Genomic DNA, 17678 nt, shown 5'->3' with positions numbered 1-17678 from the left:
AGGCTGGCTTAGCTGAGCTCTAGCCAGATGGGCGCATGATCCGACGGTTTTTCCATCGCGCGCAGTTCGTAATCCACGCCTGCAGCCTTGATCCTCGGAACCAGGCTTGCCGAGGCCATGATCAGGTCGATGCGCAGGCCACGCTTGGGCTCGTCCTCGAAGCCGCGGCTGCGGTAGTCGAACCAGCTGAAACGGTCGTCGACACCCGGGTGCAGATGCCGGAAGCTGTCCACCAGCCCCCAGCCTTTCAAGCGCTCCATCCACTCCCGCTCCTCTGGCAGGAAGCTGCATTTGCCGGTCCTGAGCCAGCGCTTGGCATTGTCTGGGCCGATACCGATGTCGCAATCCTCTGGGGATATGTTCATGTCGCCCATGACCAACACGGGCTGGTCACTGCGAAACTGGCTTTCGAGCAGCGCTTGCAGGTCCGCGTAGAAACGCTGCTTGGCGGGAAACTTGGTGGGGTGGTCGCGGCTTTCGCCCTGGGGGAAATAGCCGTTCATGACGGTGATGGGGTTGCCGTGGTGGTCGGCGAAGGTGCCCCAGATGAAGCGCCGCTGGGCGTCTTCTTCGTCCGTTGAAAACCCTTTGTGCAAGCTCAAAGGTGCCTGGCGTGACAGCAAGGCGACACCGTAGTGGCCCTTTTGCCCGTGGTAATGCACGTGGTAGCCCAGAGCCTGGACCTCGGCCAGTGGAAACTGATCGTCGCTGACCTTGGTTTCCTGCAGGCCGATGATGTCCGGCTGGTGCTTTTCGACCAAGGCGGCCAACTGGTGTGGGCGCGCCCGCAGGCCATTGATGTTGAAGCAGACGATCTTCATGCAGAGCCGATCCCGGTAAAAAGTCGCGATGCTAGCCGACATCGGCGTTGATCACCAGCATGAGGGCGCTTAGGCGCGGCTGACATGGCGCGAAGGTGAACGATGGGCGGCATTGTGCCTCCAAGGCCTATCAGCCAGCCCAGAAGGTTCCCCTCCATGTCTCAAGCCCCTGCCGCCGAGGCCCGCGTTTGGCTGCTCGACTCCGGTTATCGCCGCGAAACCCGGGCACTGCTGTACACCGTCTACCGGAACGACCCTACCTTCGCTTATCTGCTCGAAGCGCATCGCCCTGGTTATGAGCGCCGCCTGCGTACGCTGCTACGCGAGTGGGTACGCCAGCATTTCTACCTGCAACTGCCCGCCGTTGGCCTGCTGCTGGACGATCGCTTGGTAGGCGTCGCGCTGATTGTGCCGCCACTGCGGCGTCTGGGTGTGGCTGACAGTTGGGCCTGGCGCCTGCGCATGATGGTTGGCGCGGGGGTGCGCGCCACCCGGCGCTTCATGGCGTACCAGGCGGCTGTCTCGACATGCCGGCCTACCGATCAAGTGCACGTGCTGCCGCTACTGGGGGTGTTGCCGGCGCTGCAAGGCCAGGTGTATCCGGCCCAGTTGTTACATGCGGTACAACAATGGTGTATGAAGAATGGGCAGGTCGAAGGGATCGTCGTCGACACGGGCAATGATGAACACGTGGCGTTTTATCACACGCAAGGCTTTGTCGAGGTTGGCGAGGTCGCCATTGGGACAGTGCGCCAACGCGTTCTGATGTATGACAGCGCTCAGGTCAGTGAACCCTTGGCGTGAATGGCGTTTCGGTTGGCTTCTTTTACACCCTTGGTCTGGTAGCATGCGCGGGATGACATATTCAGGAAGAGTTCGCTGGGGCCTGGTGATCTGGGCCGTCAGCTTTGCTGCATGGGGCCAGAGCGAATTGGTGGTGACGGTCAAGCCGGCCAACAAGGCGCTCAAGGCCAATGTCGAGGGCTATATCGGTAGCTTGGGCGACCGCGACGAGCAAGCGCTGCTGCGTTTCAGTCGCGGGGCCGAGGAGCAGGCGCGCAAAGCGGCCCAGGCGCTGGGCTACTACCAGGCCCAGATAAGTACCGACGTCAAGCCGCCCCGCGACGATGACGGTTCACCACGACTGGTGGTCAACATCGTGCCCGGCGAGCCGATACGCCTGCGCAACGTGACCGTGCGTGTCGAGGGGCCGGCCAGTGACATGACCGCGTTCAGAGTGCCTTCCGGGGGCGCGCTTCGCACTGGCGAGCAACTGAACCATGGTGTCTATGAGGATGCCAAGCGTGTCATTCAGAACCAGGCCTCACGCTATGGCTTCTTCGCAGGTCGCTTCAGCCAGCAGCGTCTGGCCGTCGATCCCCGCGCCGGGGTGGCCGATATCGACCTGGTCTACCAAAGTGGGCCGCGGTACCGACTGGGCGCGGTCACCTTCAGTGGCGATACGCCGTTGGACGACGATTTGCTGCAGCGGATGGTCTCGTTCAAACCCGGTACGCCCTACGATTCGGAGCTGATTGCCGAACTCAACAGCGACTTGCAGTCCAGCGGCTACTTCGAGGGTGTGCGCGTAGACGCCGCGCCCACGGCCGCAGTCGCTCAGAATATTCCGGTCGATGTACGCCTGGAAACCCGCAAGCCTCGCACATTGGGCTTGGGCCTTGGGTATTCCACCGACGTTGGCCCGCGCGGCAAGGCCAACTGGACGCGCCATTGGGTCAATCCCCAGGGGCACAGCTATGGCTGGGAAGCGGAGCTGTCGGCGCCGCGTCAAAACGTGGGGCTGTGGTACGACATCCCGTTGGACCCACCATTGACCGACAAACTGCGATTTGCCGGGGGGTACCAGAACGAAGAACTGGCGGGCACCGACACCCTCAGCAAGCTCTTGACGGTAGGCCCTGAATGGCACAGCAAGCTGCCCAGCGGCTGGCAGCGGGTCATATCGCTCAAGTACCAGCGCGAAGAGTACCGGCTGGGGGACGATGCGGGCCTTAGCAACCTGCTCATGCCCGGTATCAGCTATTTATTCCTGCGCAGCGACAACCGCATTGACCCCCATAATGGCTATCGCGTGCAGTTCGAAGCGCAAGTGGCAAAGGAAGGCCTGGGTTCCGATACGAACCTGCTGCGCGGCAACGTGCTGCTCAAAGGGCTCACCACGGTAGGTCAGAACCACCGGCTGCTGGGCCGCGTTCAGTTCGGCGGCAGCGCCACCAACGGTTTCCAGAACAGCGTTCCGCCTTCGCTGCGGTTCTTCGCTGGTGGCGACCAGAGCGTGCGCGGCTACGACTACCAGACCCTGTCGCCGAAAAACAGCGACGGGGATCGCATCGGTGGCCGTTACCTGGTGGCGGGCAGCGTCGAATACCAGTATTCCCTGACGGACAAATGGCGCCTGGCGACCTTCGTCGACCAGGGCAACGCGTTCAACAACTTCGAGTTGCCCAACCTGAAGACGGGGGTCGGCTTCGGCGTACGCTGGGTTTCACCGGTAGGGCCGCTACGCTTGGACTTGGCCAAGGCCTTGGACGACGACGGCGGCATCCGCCTGCACTTTTCCATGGGGCCTGAGCTTTGAAATCTGTCATCAAATACATGCTGCTGGGCCTGTTTGGGCTCGTGGCCGTCCTGACGCTGACCATCGCGTTGGTGATCGGCACCGAGGGCGGCAGCCGTTGGGCGCTGGGCAAGGTTCCCGGGCTGACCGTGGAGGGTTTCGCAGGACGCTTGGCGGGCACCTGGCAAGCCACTCGTCTTTCCTACGTCGATGGGCAGACCCAAGTCCAGACGCAGGCGCCGTTGCTGAACTGGTCCCCGGCATGCCTGCTGCGTGGGGCTTTGTGCATCGAGCAGTTGCACGCAGAACGAATCGACATGGCGTTCGCCCCCTCGACTGACGTCAGCGACGACGGCCCGCTGCAACTGCCCACATTGGACTTGCCGCTTGCCATCGAACTGGGCGAGGTGAAGATAGGGCAACTGCGCCTGGATGGCAGCGACCTGCTCGGTGATCTGCAACTGGCTGCGCACTGGACCGGTGAAGGCATGCGCATCGACAGCCTGCACCTGACCCGCGACGATCTGCAGTTGGGCCTGCAAGGTGATGTGAAGCCTCAAGGCGATTGGCCTGTGCAGTTGCAGGCCCAGGTGCAGCTCCCCGCCGTGGGGGACAAGCCATGGCAACTGGCATTGCAAGCCACGGGTGAACTGCAACGCTCGCTTGACCTGACCGGGACGAGCAATGGGTATCTGGATGCCACCCTTGCGGGCAAGGTCCAGGCATTGGCTGAACACCTGCCGGCCAGCCTGAGCATTCAGACCAAGGCGTTCAAGCCATCCGAGGCACTGCCCGACACCCTGCAGCTCGATGACCTGGTGCTGTTAGCCGATGGGAACCTTGAGACGGGCTATGCATTGACCGGGTCTGCCAACTTGCCAGCCCAGCAGTCGCCCATCGCCCTGGCTTTGTCCGGGATGGTCGACAGCAAAGGTGCCGTGGTCAAGGGCCTTGATCTCAACGCAGGCGATAGCCAGCAGGTGAAGCTGCAAGCCAAGGTCGACTGGCAGGACGGCCTGGCAGCGGACGCCCAATTGGCTTGGCAGGACTTTCCCTGGCTGCGCCTGTACCCGCTGGATACACCGCCTGAGGTGACGCTCAAACGCCTGAACGCGCAGGTTCGCTATCGCGACGGTCGCTACGAGGGCAGCTTTGATGGCGATCTGGACGGGCCTGCCGGCGCCTTCAAGGTGGCAAGCCCTTTCGAAGGGGATCTGGAGCAGGTCACTTTGCCAACGCTGGCGCTTACTGCGGGACAAGGCAAGGCGACAGGCCGTGTGGCCGTACGCTTCGCGCAAGCGCTCGCCTGGGACGTGGACCTGCAGTTGTCGGCGCTGAACCCGGCCTATTGGGTGGCGGAGCTACCTGGAACATTGGCCGGGCCGTTGCGTAGCAAAGGCCAGCTGCAGGGCGATGACCTGTCGCTCGACGCTCAGCTCGACCTCAAGGGGCGCCTGCGCGGCCAACCCGCTGTGCTCAACGTTCAGGCGGACGGGGCAGGGCAGCGCTGGACACTGGCAGCCTTGCGCGTGCAACTGGGTGACAATCGTATAAACGGAAGTGGCAGCCTGCAACAGCGCCTGGCCGGCAAGGTGGACATCGATCTGCCACGGCTGGGGCAGCTGTGGCCCGAGCTGCAGGGCCAGGTCAAGGGGCAACTGGACGTGGCCGGTACCCTGCAGGCGCCGCAAGGCACGCTGGCATTGCGCGGTACCGGGTTGGCACAGGCCGAGAATCGCTTGCAGCAACTGAATCTCTCGGCCCGTCTGGACGACCGGCAACGGGCCAATATCGACTTGAAAGTCACGGGTATCCAGGCGGGTGACACCGCCCTCGGTACGCTGCAGGCGGTCGGCAATGGTGACATGCGACGACAGGCATTGACGCTGGCGTTGAACGGCCCGCAACTGAAGCTGGACGTGGGTCTGGACGGGCAACTGGATAACGGTGACTGGCGCGGCCGCCTAGCCACTGGGCGGGTACAGGCTGGCGGGCAAGACTGGCAATTGCAGGCGCCTGCCAAACTGCAGCGCCTGGCCAGCGGTCAGCTGGATTTCGGCGCCCACTGCTGGCGTTCCGGGCAGGCCAGTCTGTGTGGTGATGATCAACGGTTGGCGCCTGAGCCGCGCCTGCGGTACCACCTCAAGCGCTTCCCGCTGGACAGCCTGGCGCAGTGGATGCCCAAGGATTTCGCATGGCAGGGCCTGCTCAATGCCGACATCAACCTGGACCTGCCCGCCAGCGGCCCAAAGGGCACCGTGGTGGTTGACGCCAGTGGCGGCACATTGCGTGTCAATGACGGTAACCGCTGGGTCGATTTCCCCTACCAGACCCTGCGGCTGGATAGCACCTTGGCGCCGCGGCGTATCGATACGCGTCTTGCATTCCTGGGGGAGCGCCTGGGGCAGCTGAATCTCACGGCGCGTATCGATCCACTGGGCAAGGACAAGCCGTTGTCCGGCGACTTCAACCTGGCCGGTCTCGACCTCTCAGTGGCCCGTCCCTTCGTGCCGATGGTTGAGCACCTGGCTGGGGAGCTCAAGGGGAGCGGGCAGCTGTCTGGCACGCTGCTGGCGCCGCAAGTCAACGGCAGCATGAATTTGAGCGGCGGCCAGATCACCGGTGCCGAACTGCCGATTCAGTTCCAGGACCTGGGCCTTCAGGCCCGGATCGCGGGTGAACAGGTGCAGCTTGCCGGCACCTGGCGCAGCGGCACTGCAGGTCGCGGCCAGGTCGATGGCAACCTGACCTGGGGCCAGGCGCTGGGGATGAACATCCGCGTGCAAGGGCAGCAGTTGCCTGTCACGGTCGAACCCTATGCCACGCTGGAGGTAGCGCCGGACCTTACCCTGGAACTGATCGACGACAAGTTGGCAGTCACAGGCAAGGTGCAGGTGCCCAACGGCAAGATCACGGTGCGCGAGCTGCCCCCTTCCACGGTTAAGGTTTCCGACGACACGGTCATCGTCGGCAACCAGACCGAGGAGGGCAAGCCGCCGATGGCCATGGCCATGGATATCGATGTCGAGGTAGGCCGAGGCAAACTGTCGTTCAGTGGTTTCGGCCTGACTGCCAACCTGTTGGGGCACGTGCATATCGGTGACAACCTCGATACGCGTGGCGAGTTGAGCCTGGCCGATGGTCGCTACCGCGCCTACGGCCAGCGGCTGACCATCCGCCGCGCCCGGCTGCTGTTTGCCGGGCCGATCGACCAGCCCTACCTGGACATCGAAGCGATCCGCCAAGTCGATGACGTGATCGCCGGCATCCGCTTGAGCGGCAACGCCGAGCAGCCGACCAGTACGGTGTTTTCCGAGCCTGCCATGAGCCAGGAACAAGCGTTGTCCTACCTGGTGCTTGGCCGTCCGTTGGGGGCATCGGGTGAAGACAACAACATGCTGGCCGAGGCTGCCTTGGGACTGGGGTTGGCCGGCAGCGCAGGGATCACGGGTAATGTGGCATCCCGCCTGGGTATCGATGACTTCCAGCTCGATACCGAGGGCTCAGGCAACACCACCAGTGTGGTGGCCAGTGGCAACCTGACCGAGAAACTCAGCCTGCGCTATGGAGTGGGCGTGTTCGAGCCGGCCAACACCATCGCCCTGCGCTACAAGCTCAGCAAGAAGGTGTATGTCGAGGCTGCCAGTGGCGTGGCAAGCTCCCTGGACGTCTTCTACAAACGCGACTTCTAGTCGCCACCGAAGGTTGCCGGCTTGGTCCGACCGAGAGTCGGGTTAAGCAGGTGGTTTGGGAATCAACGTACCGTCGCCGCCTCGATGAATTCGTTGGTGGGCGAGGGTGGTGGCGCTGGAGCTGGAGCCGGAGCCGGAGCCGGAGCCGGGGCGCGAACTGGGATGATCAAGTTGGTGTATTCCTCGATCAGCCGGTTCAAGGCCTCGGGCGGTTCGCTTGCCTGGAACTGCATCCGGATCTGCACCTCGTCGGGGTCGCGGCTATCTCCTTGGCGCCCCTGGCCACCGATGGTTACCTTGAAACTGGCCGAGCGGCTTGCGTCGGCTGGGGTGAATGCTCGTCGTGCTTCGGTATTCTGGACGCGAACCGACAGGTCGACCTGCATCCGTTCCAGTGCCAACCCTTTAGGCGACACTAGCGCGAAAAGGGGCACGCGCATCAGGTGCTGCCCATCCATGGCCACCTCGACCATCTTCGCGGTCATCGGCGCGCCCAGCTCCTGGTGATTGCAGTCGAAAAAACGATCGAACAGTTCAATGTACTGTTGCGCGATCATGCTGTTGGCGGCGCTCGCAGCTTCCTGCAGGCCGCGAGTGATTTCGCGCAGGTCAATGGAGGTCATAGGGACAGGGCTCTTGTCCATGGGTTCGACTCATTGGGCCAAGTGGGTCCCCTGAAGAGCCTTCAGGGGGACAGTTCGCGCCGCGCCGTGACTGCGCTGGCAGTAGTCATGCCGTTGGGCTATCGAGCTCTTCCTGAGCCTGAGGTGGCGCACTCAAGGCTGGCGATTGCTGCGTGACATCCTTTGCAATAATGGGCTTGGTAGCCGCCTCCGTGAGGAAGTCGATCACCCTCATCATTGCCTCTGGTGGGTCCTGTCGCTTGAGGGTCGTGTTGAAGGCGTAGCGTGCCCGGGTGTCGGTCTTGCGCGTTTGCGAGGACTTATGGCTCACGCTGCCCTTGACGTTGAGCTTGAAGGGGCCCCAGCCCAAGGAGGCGGCGCCTTCTGCGTTCATGTCCCTGGCCGAAGTGGCTTCGGACATCTGATTGATGACCAGCTCGAATTCGACGGTGCCGTTTTCGATGGCGATGTTGGGGTGGGTGATCGCCGCCATTAGCGGCACTTGCAGCGTCTTTTTGACCACGCCCTGTGATTGGCCCTGCTCGTCGGCGATGGTCTCGTCATAGTCGAACTGGATAGCGACCGCCTTGCCGTCCTGTACGCAGACTTGCATGAGGAAGTCTGCGTAGGATTTGCTGGCGGTGACCTGGGCCTGGACCATGGCCTGCAACGGGCCCGCAATCATGCGGTCCATGGGCAAGGCACTGATGACGGACCCTATGAGGCTGTTGTCTATGGACATGCTGGGTTCTCTTTTAAATTTCAGGTTAAGGGTGTGTATGGGTTGAGGAGGCTTCGCTCATCGCAACGGCAAATCCTGACGGCGGATGTTGCCGATCTGGCGCAGGCTCAGGCCGTACTTGTCGGCCAACAAGCTGCGCGAGAATCCGCTGGCGCTTTCTTTTTGAATCTGGTGGTTGCGCAATTGGCGGATAAAATGATCAGCCTTGGGAATCTCAAGCGCGACACCTGCAAAGCGCTTGATCAGGGCGTCGAGTGCCTCAGCCGGTAACACGTCAGCAAGTTTGGTTCGATCGCGGTGTTTTGGAATGTACTTAGGCCTACCGCCAAATGCGCAGGTCAGCTGGTACGCGTTTTCTATGCCTATGCACTCAATCAGTGCCTGTAGCGATTGCGGCAATTGGCTAACGTCGATGTGGCTCAAGTCTGGCGTTTCCATATGACGCTCCTTCGAAAATGGTAGGGGTCACCAGCGGCATAACGTCGAGGTGTGGCTAAATTCTCTGTGATAGCCGGCGGGACCCGCTAGGCGCCATTAGGGGTGAGGGCTGTAGTTTCGGTTACTAGCTTATGCAGGCAGCGCAGTCTCACGGTGTAGGAAAAAAACATGCAAGCGCTTGAAAAACGAATGTTCCCGAAGGGATGTGCGCAACGTATGGCACTTTGGGTATTAGCACCTCAGTCGCAGGGGTAGGCACTGAGTAGACTGGCACTGCCCACGTGTGCGTCCTGAAGACTTCTCGGCCCGGATGGCACGGACCTCTAGTCCACCTGCACGCAGAGCGCGTGCAGAGGCTGCCTGTTACGGGATCCGATAATCCGGTCATCGAAGGTCCTGCGGTAGATCGCGTGGGTCTCGGACACCGGCCGGACTTGGTCGGCGCGCGCCAGGGTCTGCTGCGCAAGTGTTGGCAATACAGCGGAGGGCACCTCGAATCGCAACGAAGTGTTGCCAGGATTCAGATAGCCAGCCTTTCGAACCCGTTGCCACAACTGTTGCCACTGGCTGCTCCCTGCTTGCTGGCTCAGCGTGTAACCAAGATCGAGCAGTCTTGCGCAAGGCACCTCAGTTGTATTGAAAGCATGCAGTGGCGTGGCGGTCAGGCACAGCATGAGTGTTAACAGGCGTTTGTTCATGGGGCTCCCCACACGTGTGATGAAGCCGAATGTTTTCAGGTTGGGGTGCTACCAGGCAGCAGGAAATGCAGCGCCGGGGCGTGCGAACGTTGTATCATCTGCGCGGCTTGAGCTAAGCCATCTGTCCCGGATGTAGCAAGGAACCGTCGATGACACACGTGCAGCGCCTCAAATATTCCCTCCTGATCATTCTGGTGGTCCTTGGGCTAATGATCGGCCTTTCCCATTTGCAAAAAGCGGGTACGATCAGCGAGCAGACCTTTCAGATGCTGGCTATCGCCATTGCCGTGGTTGTGGTCGTGATCAACGGCATACTGCGACGTAAAGTCAGGCGATGACGTTTGTCGGTCCAGTGGCCAACCCAGCTACTCAGGCTGAGGTGGGTCGCTCCAGCAGGGCACGTGCCTGCGGATCAAGGCTGTAGCATTTGTCAGCACCTAGCTGAATCACGCCTTCGGCACATAACCGTTTGAGCACTTCTCGTACGCTGAGAAATGACAACGGTATGTCCAACTGCTCCAGTTGCGCATGCACACCCCGCACGCCAATGCTTCTTCCATTTCGCTCTGCCGCGTGCAGGGCGTCTATCACTTTCAGCCGTATCAGGCTCGTACGCAGCCCGAAGCTGCGCAGCAACTCCCGTATCTGCTCGTTGCCGGTTCGTTCGTCGACCTGCGCGTCCTGCCCAGTCGGGGTGTTGGCCTGCGCCGTGTTGGCTTGCACTGGAGTTGGCGGGTTGTACATGTGAATGCTCCTTTTCTTGGACGAACCGAACGATGGGTGCCTCTTTGAATAAGACGAATGAGCGCCTGTAATCTGCAATGCAAAGCGAAAAAACCTTCATCAGTTGTTGTGGGCTCAGATCAAGCGGCTTCTTTTACCGTCACGCCTGGTCCCTGTACACGAGCGTCAGGCCTGAGCGTAAAGGCCGCCTAAACTCTTCTTGCGTTCGTTCGTTTCACCGGCATGAACCGTATTCGAGGAGTGTCCGTGTCCCCATTTATCCGCTCAAGCCGTTGTGCCGGTCTGGCCGCAGCGCTCATGGTTGCGGCCTTAACCGCACACGCTCGTCCCGTAGCGCCAGATGCCAGCGCCCAGATCCGTCGCACTACCTATGGCGTGCCACATATCGTGGCCAAGGATGAAAGAGGACTCGGTTATGGCATTGGCTATGCCTATGCCCAGGACAATCTTTGTTTGCTGGCTGACCAGGTCCTGACGGTCAGCGGTGAGCGCTCGCGCTATTTTGGTGGTCAAGGCCAGACCGTGGACCAGCGCGAGAACCTGGCCAGCGATGTCTTCTTCACCTGGCTCAACGGGCCGACACAGGTGCAGGCGTTTCTGGACGCGCAGCCCGCTGCCATCCAGGCTCTCTTGGCGGGTTATGCCAGTGGGTTCAATCGAGCACTGGCTGAGCGTCGTCAGCAGGGCCTGCCACCGGAATGTGGAGGGGGTGAGTGGGTGCGCGCCATCACCAGCCAGGACCTGGTCAAGCTTACACGGCGGTTACTTGCAGAAGGTGGGGTCGGGCAGTTCGTCGAAGCCCTGGCCGGCGCGCAGCCGCCCGAGAACGATGTCCGGCGGCCCGCCGTCGCTTACGGGAAAGCGCTGGAACAGCAGCAACGGTTTGCCACCCAGCGTGGCAGCAACGCCATTGCAGTGGGTGCCCAGCGTTCGGTCAATGGGCGTGGTTTGCTGTTGGCCAACCCGCATTTCCCATGGGTGGGAGGCATGCGGTTCTACCAGATGCAATTGACCATCCCCGGTGAACTCGATGTGATGGGTGCAGCATTACCTGGCTTGCCGACGATCAACATCGGCTTTAATCGCCACCTGGCGTGGACCCATACCGTCGACACCTCCAGGCATTTCACCTTGTTTCGCCTGCAACTCGACCCCAAGGACCCAACCCGCTACGTGCTCGACGGCAAGTCCCTGCCGCTGACCCGCCAAAGCGTCAGCATCATGGTCAAGGCCGCCGATGGCCGACTGCAAAAAGTCGAGCGTGTTCTGTATAGCTCGTCATTTGGTCCGGTCGTTCAGTGGCCTGGGCGGTTGGACTGGGACAGGCATACGGCCTACAGCCTGCGTGATGCCAACAGCGATAACGCCCGCGTGCTGCAACAGTGGTACCAGATCAATCGTGCCGACAGCGTGGCGGCGCTGACGCGTTCCATTGAGCAGCTGCATGGTATTCCTTGGGTCAACACCGTCGCCGTGGATGAACGTGGCAAGACGACCTACCTGAACCAGTCAGTGGTGCCTTACGTCGACCAGGCATTGCTCGATGCCTGCGGTGGCGAACAGACAGGCCCGCTGGTAGTGCTCGATGGTTCCCGCAGCCTGTGCAACTGGAAAGTCGACAGCCGCGCTGCCCAACCCGGTACGGTTCCGGCGCAGCTGATGCCCCGTCTGGAGCGCGATGATTTCGTGCAGAACTCCAACGATCCAGCCTGGATGACCAACCCTGCGCAGCCGATGACAGGCTACTCGCCCTTGGTCAGCCGCAGCGATCAGCCTCTGGGCATGCGTGGGCGCTTCGCGTTGGAACGTCTGCAAGGCAGGGCGCTGCTTGGTGTGGAAGATCTGCAGCGCTTGGTGACCGATGACAAAGTCTACCTTGCGCGTTTGCTGCTGCCGGATCTGCTGAGCTGGTGCAAGCGTGCCCCCACTGATGTCGAGCCCGTGTGCCGCAGCCTGGCCAGCTGGAACGGCAAGGCCAACCAGCAGAGCAACATGGGGCTGGTGCACTTTGAAAACATCTACAACGCAATCGAGCATCAACCGCAGGTATGGCGAGTGGCGTTCGATCGCAACGATCCTGTGCATACCCCGCGTGGTCTGGCGGTTGAGCAGGCATCGGTGAGCAGGGTGGTTCATCAGGCGGCCCTTGCCTCACTCCGGCAAGTGGCCGAGGAGGGCATCGACCCGAAGGCGCACTGGGGGCAGGTACAACAGGCCCATGATGGCACGCCAGTGCCGGGCGGGCCCCAGGCGCTTGGCGTGTACAACGCCATGTACAGTGTGCCGATGGGGCAGGGCAAGCGCTTGGTTGTCAGCGGCACCAGCTACCTACAGCTGGTCAGCTTCACCGGTGAAGGTCCCAAGGCACGCGGTCTGCTGGCGTTCTCCCAATCGAGCGAGGCGGCCTCGCCCCATGCCAGTGATCAGACCAAGGCGTTCGCTGCCGGTCAGTTGCATGATATGCCGTTCACAGAGAAGCAGATCAAGGCCGATCCGGCGTACCGGGAGGTGATTATCCGCGAGCGAGATGAGCGGCTGGGCATTCAGTGAGTGTCGAGACGGGAGGCAAGCCTTGCTCGTCTCCCGCATAAGCATCAGACGGGCTAGCCCACTATCGAGCAAATAGCGCTCAAGCGCTCAGGAAAATTCGAACGGCGCCAGCTGAAACTCTTGCGCGTCCACTTGCAAGGCCCAGGCACGCTTGTCCCAGTCGCCCAGGACAATGCGCCGGGCCGGCTCCCCATCCACCATCAGCTTGTGAATGGCCGGGCGATGAGTATGGCCGTGCACCAGCGTGCGAACGTCGTGCGCCGCCATGACCTTGGGCACTTCTTCGGGCGTGACGTCAACGATCTCCGTGGATTTCATTCGCGTCTGGGCGCGGCTTTCGCTGCGCAGCTTGCGTGCCAATTTCAGGCGAACTGACAAGGGAAGGTGCCTAAGCAACCAAAGGCTCAGGGGATTGCGCAGCAATCGCCGCATTTTCATGTAGCCCAGGTCTCGGGTGCACAAGGTGTCGCCGTGCATCAACAGCACTCGTTCTGCTCCCAGCTCCACCACACAAGGATCGCTCAGCAGGGTACAGCCTGCAGCTTCGCAAAAGGCCTGGCCGATCAGGAAATCGCGGTTGCCGTGCATCAGGTAGAGCGCAGTGCCGCTGTCGCTGAGCCGTCGCATGGCTTGGCAGATCGACTGCTGAAAAGCGGTCATGGCATCGTCGCCGATCCACGCTTCGAAAAAATCGCCCAATATGTACAGCGCCTTTGCCTGGCGAGCCCGACCTTCGAGCAGACCAAGAAACGCCCGGGTAATGTCCGGGCGTTCTTCTTGCAGGTGCAGATCGGAGATCAGCAGTATCACTCAATGATCTCGGCTTTCTCGATGATCACGTCGTCCTTAGGCACGTCCTGGTGGCCAGCGCTCGAGCCGGTGGCAACTTTCTCGATGGCGTCGACGACTTCACGGCCTTCGATCACTTCACCGAACACGGCGTAGCCCCAGCCCTGGGTGGTTTTGCCGCTGTGGTTGAGGAAATCGTTGTCCGAAGCGTTGATGAAGAATTGTGCCGAGGCAGAGTGCGGGTCCATGGTGCGGGCCATGGCGATGCTGTACTTCTTGTTCTTCAGGCCGTTGTCGGCTTCGTTCTGGATGCTGGCGCGGGTTTTCTTCTGGGACATGCCAGCTTCAAAGCCGCCGCCCTGAATCATGAAGCCTTTAATGACGCGGTGAAAAACGGTGCCGTCGTAGTGGCCGTCCTTGACGTACTGAACGAAGTTTTCGGTCGTCTGCGGCGCTTTCTCGGCGTCCAGCTGCAGGACGATGTCGCCGTGGTTGGTGCTCAGTTTGACTTTGGACATGCTGAAACTCGCTTTTTCAAGGCAATCGAAAATAGGATGCGCTGGGCGCTGATTACTACCAGACGCGGCGTCAGGCGTTGGGGACACATGGCGCGCTTGCGCCATTTTGCCAAGGCTGCGGCAAAAAGGCGTGAGAAATCACGCGAGTTTGGCGGAGCCCGACTGTCGGCAGCTTGACTGCTTCGGCTATGATAGGCCCTTTGATTCATTCGGCCTACCCAGGCCGGCTACGTGCATTCAAGGATCCTATGAGCAAGCCCACTGCCGACAACGCGCCCAACGCCGCTGCCAAAGGCGCCCCCGCTGTCCCTGCGAACTTCCTGCGGCCGATCATCCAGGCCGACCTGGACTCGGGCAAGCACGCCAGCATCGTTACCCGCTTCCCGCCCGAGCCCAATGGCTACCTGCACATCGGCCATGCAAAGTCGATCTGCGTCAATTTCGGCCTGGCCAAGGAGTTTGGAGGTGTCTGTCACCTGCGCTTTGACGACACCAACCCTGCCAAGGAAGACCAGGAGTACATCGATGCCATCCAGCGCGATGTAAAGTGGCTGGGCTTCGACTGGGCCGGCGACGTTCGCTACGCCTCGAGCTACTTCGACCAACTGCACGCCTGGGCCGTCGAGCTGATCAAGCAGGGCAAGGCCTACGTGTGCGATCTCACGCCGGAGCAGGCCAAGGAGTACCGCGGCAACCTCAAGGAACCAGGCAAGAACAGCCCGTACCGCGAGCGCAGCTTGGAGGAGAACCTCGACCTGTTCGCCCGCATGAAGGCCGGTGAGTTCAAGGACGGTGAGCGCGTGCTGCGCGCCAAGATCGACATGGCTTCGCCCAACATGAACCTGCGTGACCCGATCCTCTACCGGATTCGCCATGCCCACCACCACCAGACGGGCGATACCTGGTGCATCTACCCGAACTACGACTTCACTCACGGCCAGTCGGATGCCATCGAAGGCATCACCCATTCCATCTGCACGCTGGAGTTCGAAGGACACCGGCCGCTGTACGAGTGGTTCCTGGACAACCTGCCGGTGCCTGCGCATCCGCGCCAGTACGAGTTCAGCCGTCTTAACCTCAACTACACCATCACCTCCAAGCGCAAGCTCAAGCAACTGGTGGACGAGCAACACGTCGAGGGCTGGGACGACCCGCGCATGTCCACCTTGTCGGGCTTCCGCCGCCGTGGCTACACCCCGGCGTCGATCCGCAACTTCTGCGAAATGATCGGTACCAACCGCTCGGACGGTGTGGTCGATATGTCCATGCTGGAGTTCTGCATCCGCGACGATCTGGACCGCACTGCACCCCGCGCGATGTGCGTGCTGCGCCCATTGAAGGTGGTGATCACCAACTATCCCGAAGGCCAGACCGAGCAGCTCGAACTCCCGCGCCATCCCAAGGAAGACATGGGCGTGCGCGTGCTGCCATTCGCACGTGAGCTGTACATCGACCGCGACGACTTCATGGAAGAGCCGCCCAAGGGCTACAAACGTCTGGAGCCTAACGGCGAAGTGCGCCTGCGCGGTAGCTACGTCATCCGCGCCGATGAGGCGATCAGGGACGCCGAGGGCACCATCGTCGAGCTGCGCTGCTCCTACGATCCGGACACCCTGGGCAAGAACCCCGAAGGCCGCAAGGTCAAGGGGGTGATCCACTGGGTGCCGGCCGAGGGCAGTGTGGAATGCGAAGTCCGGTTGTACGACCGTCTGTTCCGCTCGGCAAACCCTGAGAAGACCGAGGAGGGTGGCACTTTCCTCGACAACATCAACCCTGATTCGCTGCAAGTGCTCAGCGGCTGCCGTGCCGAGCCCTCGCTGGCCCAGGCGCAGCCGGAAGATCGCTTCCAGTTCGAACGCGAAGGCTACTTCTGTGCTGACCTCAAGGACAGCCAGCCGGGCCGCCCGGTATTCAACCGCACCGTCACCCTGCGTGACTCCTGGGGCAGCTGAGGAACTACCGTGCTCACGATCTACAACACCCTGACCAAGACCAAGGAGCCGTTCAAGCCGTTGGACGGCAACAACGTGCGCATGTATGTCTGCGGCATGACCGTCTATGACTACTGCCACCTGGGCCATGGTCGCAGCATGGTGGCTTTCGACCTGGCCACCCGCTGGTTGCGCAAGAGCGGCTACAACCTGACGTACGTGCGCAACATCACCGACATCGATGACAAGATCATCAACCGGGCCAACGAGAACGGCGAAACCTTCGATGCACTCACCGCCCGCATGATCGATGCGATGCACGAGGACGAACGCCGCCTCAACATCCTGCCTCCGGACCAGGAACCGCGCGCCACCGATCACATTGCCGGCATGCATGCCATGATCCAGACCTTGATCGACAAAGGTTATGCGTATGCGCCTGGCAACGGCGACGTGTACTACCGCGTCGGCAAGTTTGTGGGTTACGGCAAGCTCTCGCGCAAGAAGATCGAAGACTTGCGTATTGGTGCGCGAATCGAAGTCGGCGAGGCCAAGCAGGATCCGCTGGACTTCGTCCTGTGGAAAGGCGTCAAACCGGGCGAGCCCAGCTGGGAGTCGCCTTGGGGGCCTGGCCGCCCTGGCTGGCACATCGAATGCTCGGTGATGTCCACGTGCTGCCTGGGTGAGAGTTTCGATATCCATGGCGGCGGCAGCGACCTTGAGTTCCCGCATCACGAGAACGAAATTGCCCAGAGCGAAGCTGCCACCGGCAAACCGTACGCCAACGCCTGGATGCACTGCGGCATGATCCGCATCAACGGCGAGAAGATGTCCAAGTCGCTGAATAACTTCTTCACCATTCGCGACGTGCTGGAAAAGTATCACCCCGAAGTGGTGCGCTATCTGCTGGTGGCCAGCCACTACCGCAGCGCGATCAACTATTCAGAGGATAGCCTTCGCGACGCCAAGGGTGCACTGGAGCGGTTCTACCATGCTTTGCGTGGCTTGCCTCGTATACCGGCCAGCGGCGGGGAGGCCTTTGTCGAGCGTTTCACTGCTGCGATGAACGACGACTTCGGCACGCCTGAAGCCTGCGCCGTGTTGTTCGATCTGGTCCGCGAAATCAACCGCCTGCGCGAGAGCGACGTGTCGGCCGCGGCTGGCTTGGCGGGGCGTTTGCGTGAGCTGGGTGACGTGCTGGGTGTGTTGCAGCTGGAGGCCGATGACTTCCTGCGTGCAGGCGCTGAGGGGAAGGTGGACGCGGCCCAGGTCGAGGGTTTGATCCAGGCGCGCTTGCAGGCGCGGGCGGACAAGAACTGGGGAGAGTCCGATCGCATTCGTGACCAGTTGACGGCCATGGGTGTGGTGCTTGAAGACAGCAAGGGTGGGACGACCTGGCGGTTGGCGGACTGATCTGGGGGAGGGCGAGCGGGATTGGGTTGCTTGCAACCCATGTCCAGCCCGCCTGTAACTCGGCGATGGCCAAGCGATTACCGTCGTCCTTGTCCGCGTCCTTACCGCCACGTGCTTTCTGCTTTTGCTTCTAAGCGCGCA

General features: G+C 61.5%; 14 protein-coding genes and 1 pseudogene. 7 read left to right on the top strand and 8 right to left on the bottom strand.

Translation table 11 applies throughout. From position 1 onward, the window contains the following. Positions 1–8: 8 nt before the first annotated feature. Positions 9–821, bottom strand: coding sequence for an exodeoxyribonuclease III (xthA, locus tag ACF8E5_RS20650; RefSeq protein ID WP_058639332.1), 813 nt, complete (start codon positions 819–821; stop codon positions 9–11). Between the two features lie 156 nt (positions 822–977). Between xthA and ACF8E5_RS20645 the strand changes: the two genes are divergently transcribed. The 3 genes from ACF8E5_RS20645 to ACF8E5_RS20635 are packed head-to-tail and all read left to right on the top strand — an operon-like array spanning position 978 to position 7091. After that, the gene (locus ACF8E5_RS20645) at positions 978–1625 is read left to right on the top strand and encodes a GNAT family N-acetyltransferase (protein ID WP_392475732.1); all 648 of its coding nucleotides are present in this window, start codon (positions 978–980) and stop codon (positions 1623–1625) included. 52 nt (positions 1626–1677) lie between these two features. Further along, positions 1678–3420 (top strand): autotransporter assembly complex family protein, encoded by a 1743-nt coding sequence (locus tag ACF8E5_RS20640; protein ID WP_392475731.1) that lies wholly within the window; start codon positions 1678–1680, stop codon positions 3418–3420. Beyond that, positions 3417–7091, top strand: coding sequence for a translocation/assembly module TamB domain-containing protein (locus ACF8E5_RS20635; protein ID WP_145254541.1), 3675 nt, complete (start codon positions 3417–3419; stop codon positions 7089–7091). The genes ACF8E5_RS20640 and ACF8E5_RS20635 overlap by 4 nt, the downstream gene beginning before the upstream one ends. A 62-nt stretch (positions 7092–7153) precedes the next feature. Here ACF8E5_RS20635 and ACF8E5_RS20630 read toward each other — a convergent pair whose 3' ends face one another. The 4 genes and pseudogenes from ACF8E5_RS20630 to ACF8E5_RS20615 form a co-directional block, all read right to left on the bottom strand. Next, the gene (locus tag ACF8E5_RS20630; RefSeq protein WP_196125486.1) at positions 7154–7735 is read right to left on the bottom strand and encodes a DUF2589 domain-containing protein; all 582 of its coding nucleotides are present in this window, start codon (positions 7733–7735) and stop codon (positions 7154–7156) included. An 85-nt stretch (positions 7736–7820) separates the two neighbouring features. Beyond that, on the bottom strand, positions 7821–8456 hold the full coding sequence (locus tag ACF8E5_RS20625) for a DUF2589 domain-containing protein (RefSeq protein ID WP_197844853.1): 636 nt from the start codon (positions 8454–8456) through the stop codon (positions 7821–7823). 57 nt (positions 8457–8513) lie between these two features. Further along, complete coding sequence (locus tag ACF8E5_RS20620; protein WP_078478675.1) at positions 8514–8894, bottom strand: Mor transcription activator family protein; 381 nt, start codon at positions 8892–8894, stop codon at positions 8514–8516. A 239-nt stretch (positions 8895–9133) separates the two neighbouring features. Further along, positions 9134–9592 (bottom strand): annotated as a pseudogene (locus ACF8E5_RS20615) (hypothetical protein). A gap of 149 nt (positions 9593–9741) precedes the next feature. On the opposite strand from ACF8E5_RS20615, the gene ACF8E5_RS20610 reads away from it, so the two are divergent. Further along, positions 9742–9930: a hypothetical protein gene (locus ACF8E5_RS20610; protein ID WP_023533551.1), complete on the top strand. Its 189-nt coding sequence runs from the start codon at positions 9742–9744 to the stop codon at positions 9928–9930. A gap of 31 nt (positions 9931–9961) precedes the next feature. On the opposite strand, the gene ACF8E5_RS20605 is transcribed toward ACF8E5_RS20610, so the two are convergent. Then, positions 9962–10336, bottom strand: a complete 375-nt coding sequence (locus ACF8E5_RS20605) for a hypothetical protein (protein WP_058639324.1) — start codon at positions 10334–10336, stop codon at positions 9962–9964. Positions 10337–10558: 222 nt separating this feature from the next. On the opposite strand from ACF8E5_RS20605, the gene ACF8E5_RS20600 reads away from it, so the two are divergent. Then, complete coding sequence (locus ACF8E5_RS20600; protein WP_392475730.1) at positions 10559–12886, top strand: acylase; 2328 nt, start codon at positions 10559–10561, stop codon at positions 12884–12886. Positions 12887–12973: 87 nt separating this feature from the next. Here ACF8E5_RS20600 and ACF8E5_RS20595 read toward each other — a convergent pair whose 3' ends face one another. Together ACF8E5_RS20595 and ACF8E5_RS20590 are read right to left on the bottom strand one after the other, a co-directional pair. Further along, a complete protein-coding gene (locus ACF8E5_RS20595; protein ID WP_326384088.1) occupies positions 12974–13696 on the bottom strand; it encodes a UDP-2,3-diacylglucosamine diphosphatase in 723 nt (240 codons plus the stop codon). Next, the gene (locus tag ACF8E5_RS20590) at positions 13693–14193 is read right to left on the bottom strand and encodes a peptidylprolyl isomerase (protein ID WP_196142799.1); all 501 of its coding nucleotides are present in this window, start codon (positions 14191–14193) and stop codon (positions 13693–13695) included. The genes ACF8E5_RS20595 and ACF8E5_RS20590 overlap by 4 nt, the downstream gene beginning before the upstream one ends. A gap of 248 nt (positions 14194–14441) precedes the next feature. Here ACF8E5_RS20590 and ACF8E5_RS20585 point away from each other — a divergent pair, with 248 nt between their 5' ends. Together ACF8E5_RS20585 and cysS are read left to right on the top strand one after the other, a co-directional pair. Continuing rightward, on the top strand, positions 14442–16145 hold the full coding sequence (locus ACF8E5_RS20585) for a glutamine--tRNA ligase/YqeY domain fusion protein (RefSeq protein ID WP_392475729.1): 1704 nt from the start codon (positions 14442–14444) through the stop codon (positions 16143–16145). 9 nt (positions 16146–16154) lie between these two features. Then, entirely contained in the window at positions 16155–17537 is a 1383-nt protein-coding gene (gene cysS, locus ACF8E5_RS20580) for a cysteine--tRNA ligase (protein ID WP_196186447.1), read from the top strand. Positions 17538–17678 lie beyond the last annotated feature (141 nt).

Origin of the sequence: Pseudomonas sp. WSY_20 (assembly GCF_043104335.1) — a bacterium.
GTDB lineage: Bacteria > Pseudomonadota > Gammaproteobacteria > Pseudomonadales > Pseudomonadaceae > Aquipseudomonas > Aquipseudomonas parafulva_B.
This window is presented reverse-complemented; position numbering and strand designations above follow the sequence as displayed.

Bases quoted from the DNA above. Each gene is read 5' to 3' on its own strand.
- xthA (WP_058639332.1), bottom strand. From the start codon at position 821: ATGAAGATCGTCTGCTTCAACATCAATGGCCTGCGGGCGCGCCCACAC.
- ACF8E5_RS20645 (WP_392475732.1), top strand. From the start codon at position 978: ATGTCTCAAGCCCCTGCCGCCGAGGCCCGCGTTTGGCTGCTCGACTCC.
- ACF8E5_RS20640 (WP_392475731.1), top strand. From the start codon at position 1,678: ATGACATATTCAGGAAGAGTTCGCTGGGGCCTGGTGATCTGGGCCGTC.
- ACF8E5_RS20630 (WP_196125486.1), bottom strand. From the start codon at position 7,735: ATGGACAAGAGCCCTGTCCCTATGACCTCCATTGACCTGCGCGAAATC.
- ACF8E5_RS20625 (WP_197844853.1), bottom strand. From the start codon at position 8,456: ATGTCCATAGACAACAGCCTCATAGGGTCCGTCATCAGTGCCTTGCCC.
- ACF8E5_RS20620 (WP_078478675.1), bottom strand. From the start codon at position 8,894: ATGGAAACGCCAGACTTGAGCCACATCGACGTTAGCCAATTGCCGCAA.
- ACF8E5_RS20610 (WP_023533551.1), top strand. From the start codon at position 9,742: ATGACACACGTGCAGCGCCTCAAATATTCCCTCCTGATCATTCTGGTG.
- ACF8E5_RS20605 (WP_058639324.1), bottom strand. From the start codon at position 10,336: ATGTACAACCCGCCAACTCCAGTGCAAGCCAACACGGCGCAGGCCAAC.
- ACF8E5_RS20600 (WP_392475730.1), top strand. From the start codon at position 10,559: ATGAACCGTATTCGAGGAGTGTCCGTGTCCCCATTTATCCGCTCAAGC.
- ACF8E5_RS20590 (WP_196142799.1), bottom strand. From the start codon at position 14,193: ATGTCCAAAGTCAAACTGAGCACCAACCACGGCGACATCGTCCTGCAG.
- ACF8E5_RS20585 (WP_392475729.1), top strand. From the start codon at position 14,442: ATGAGCAAGCCCACTGCCGACAACGCGCCCAACGCCGCTGCCAAAGGC.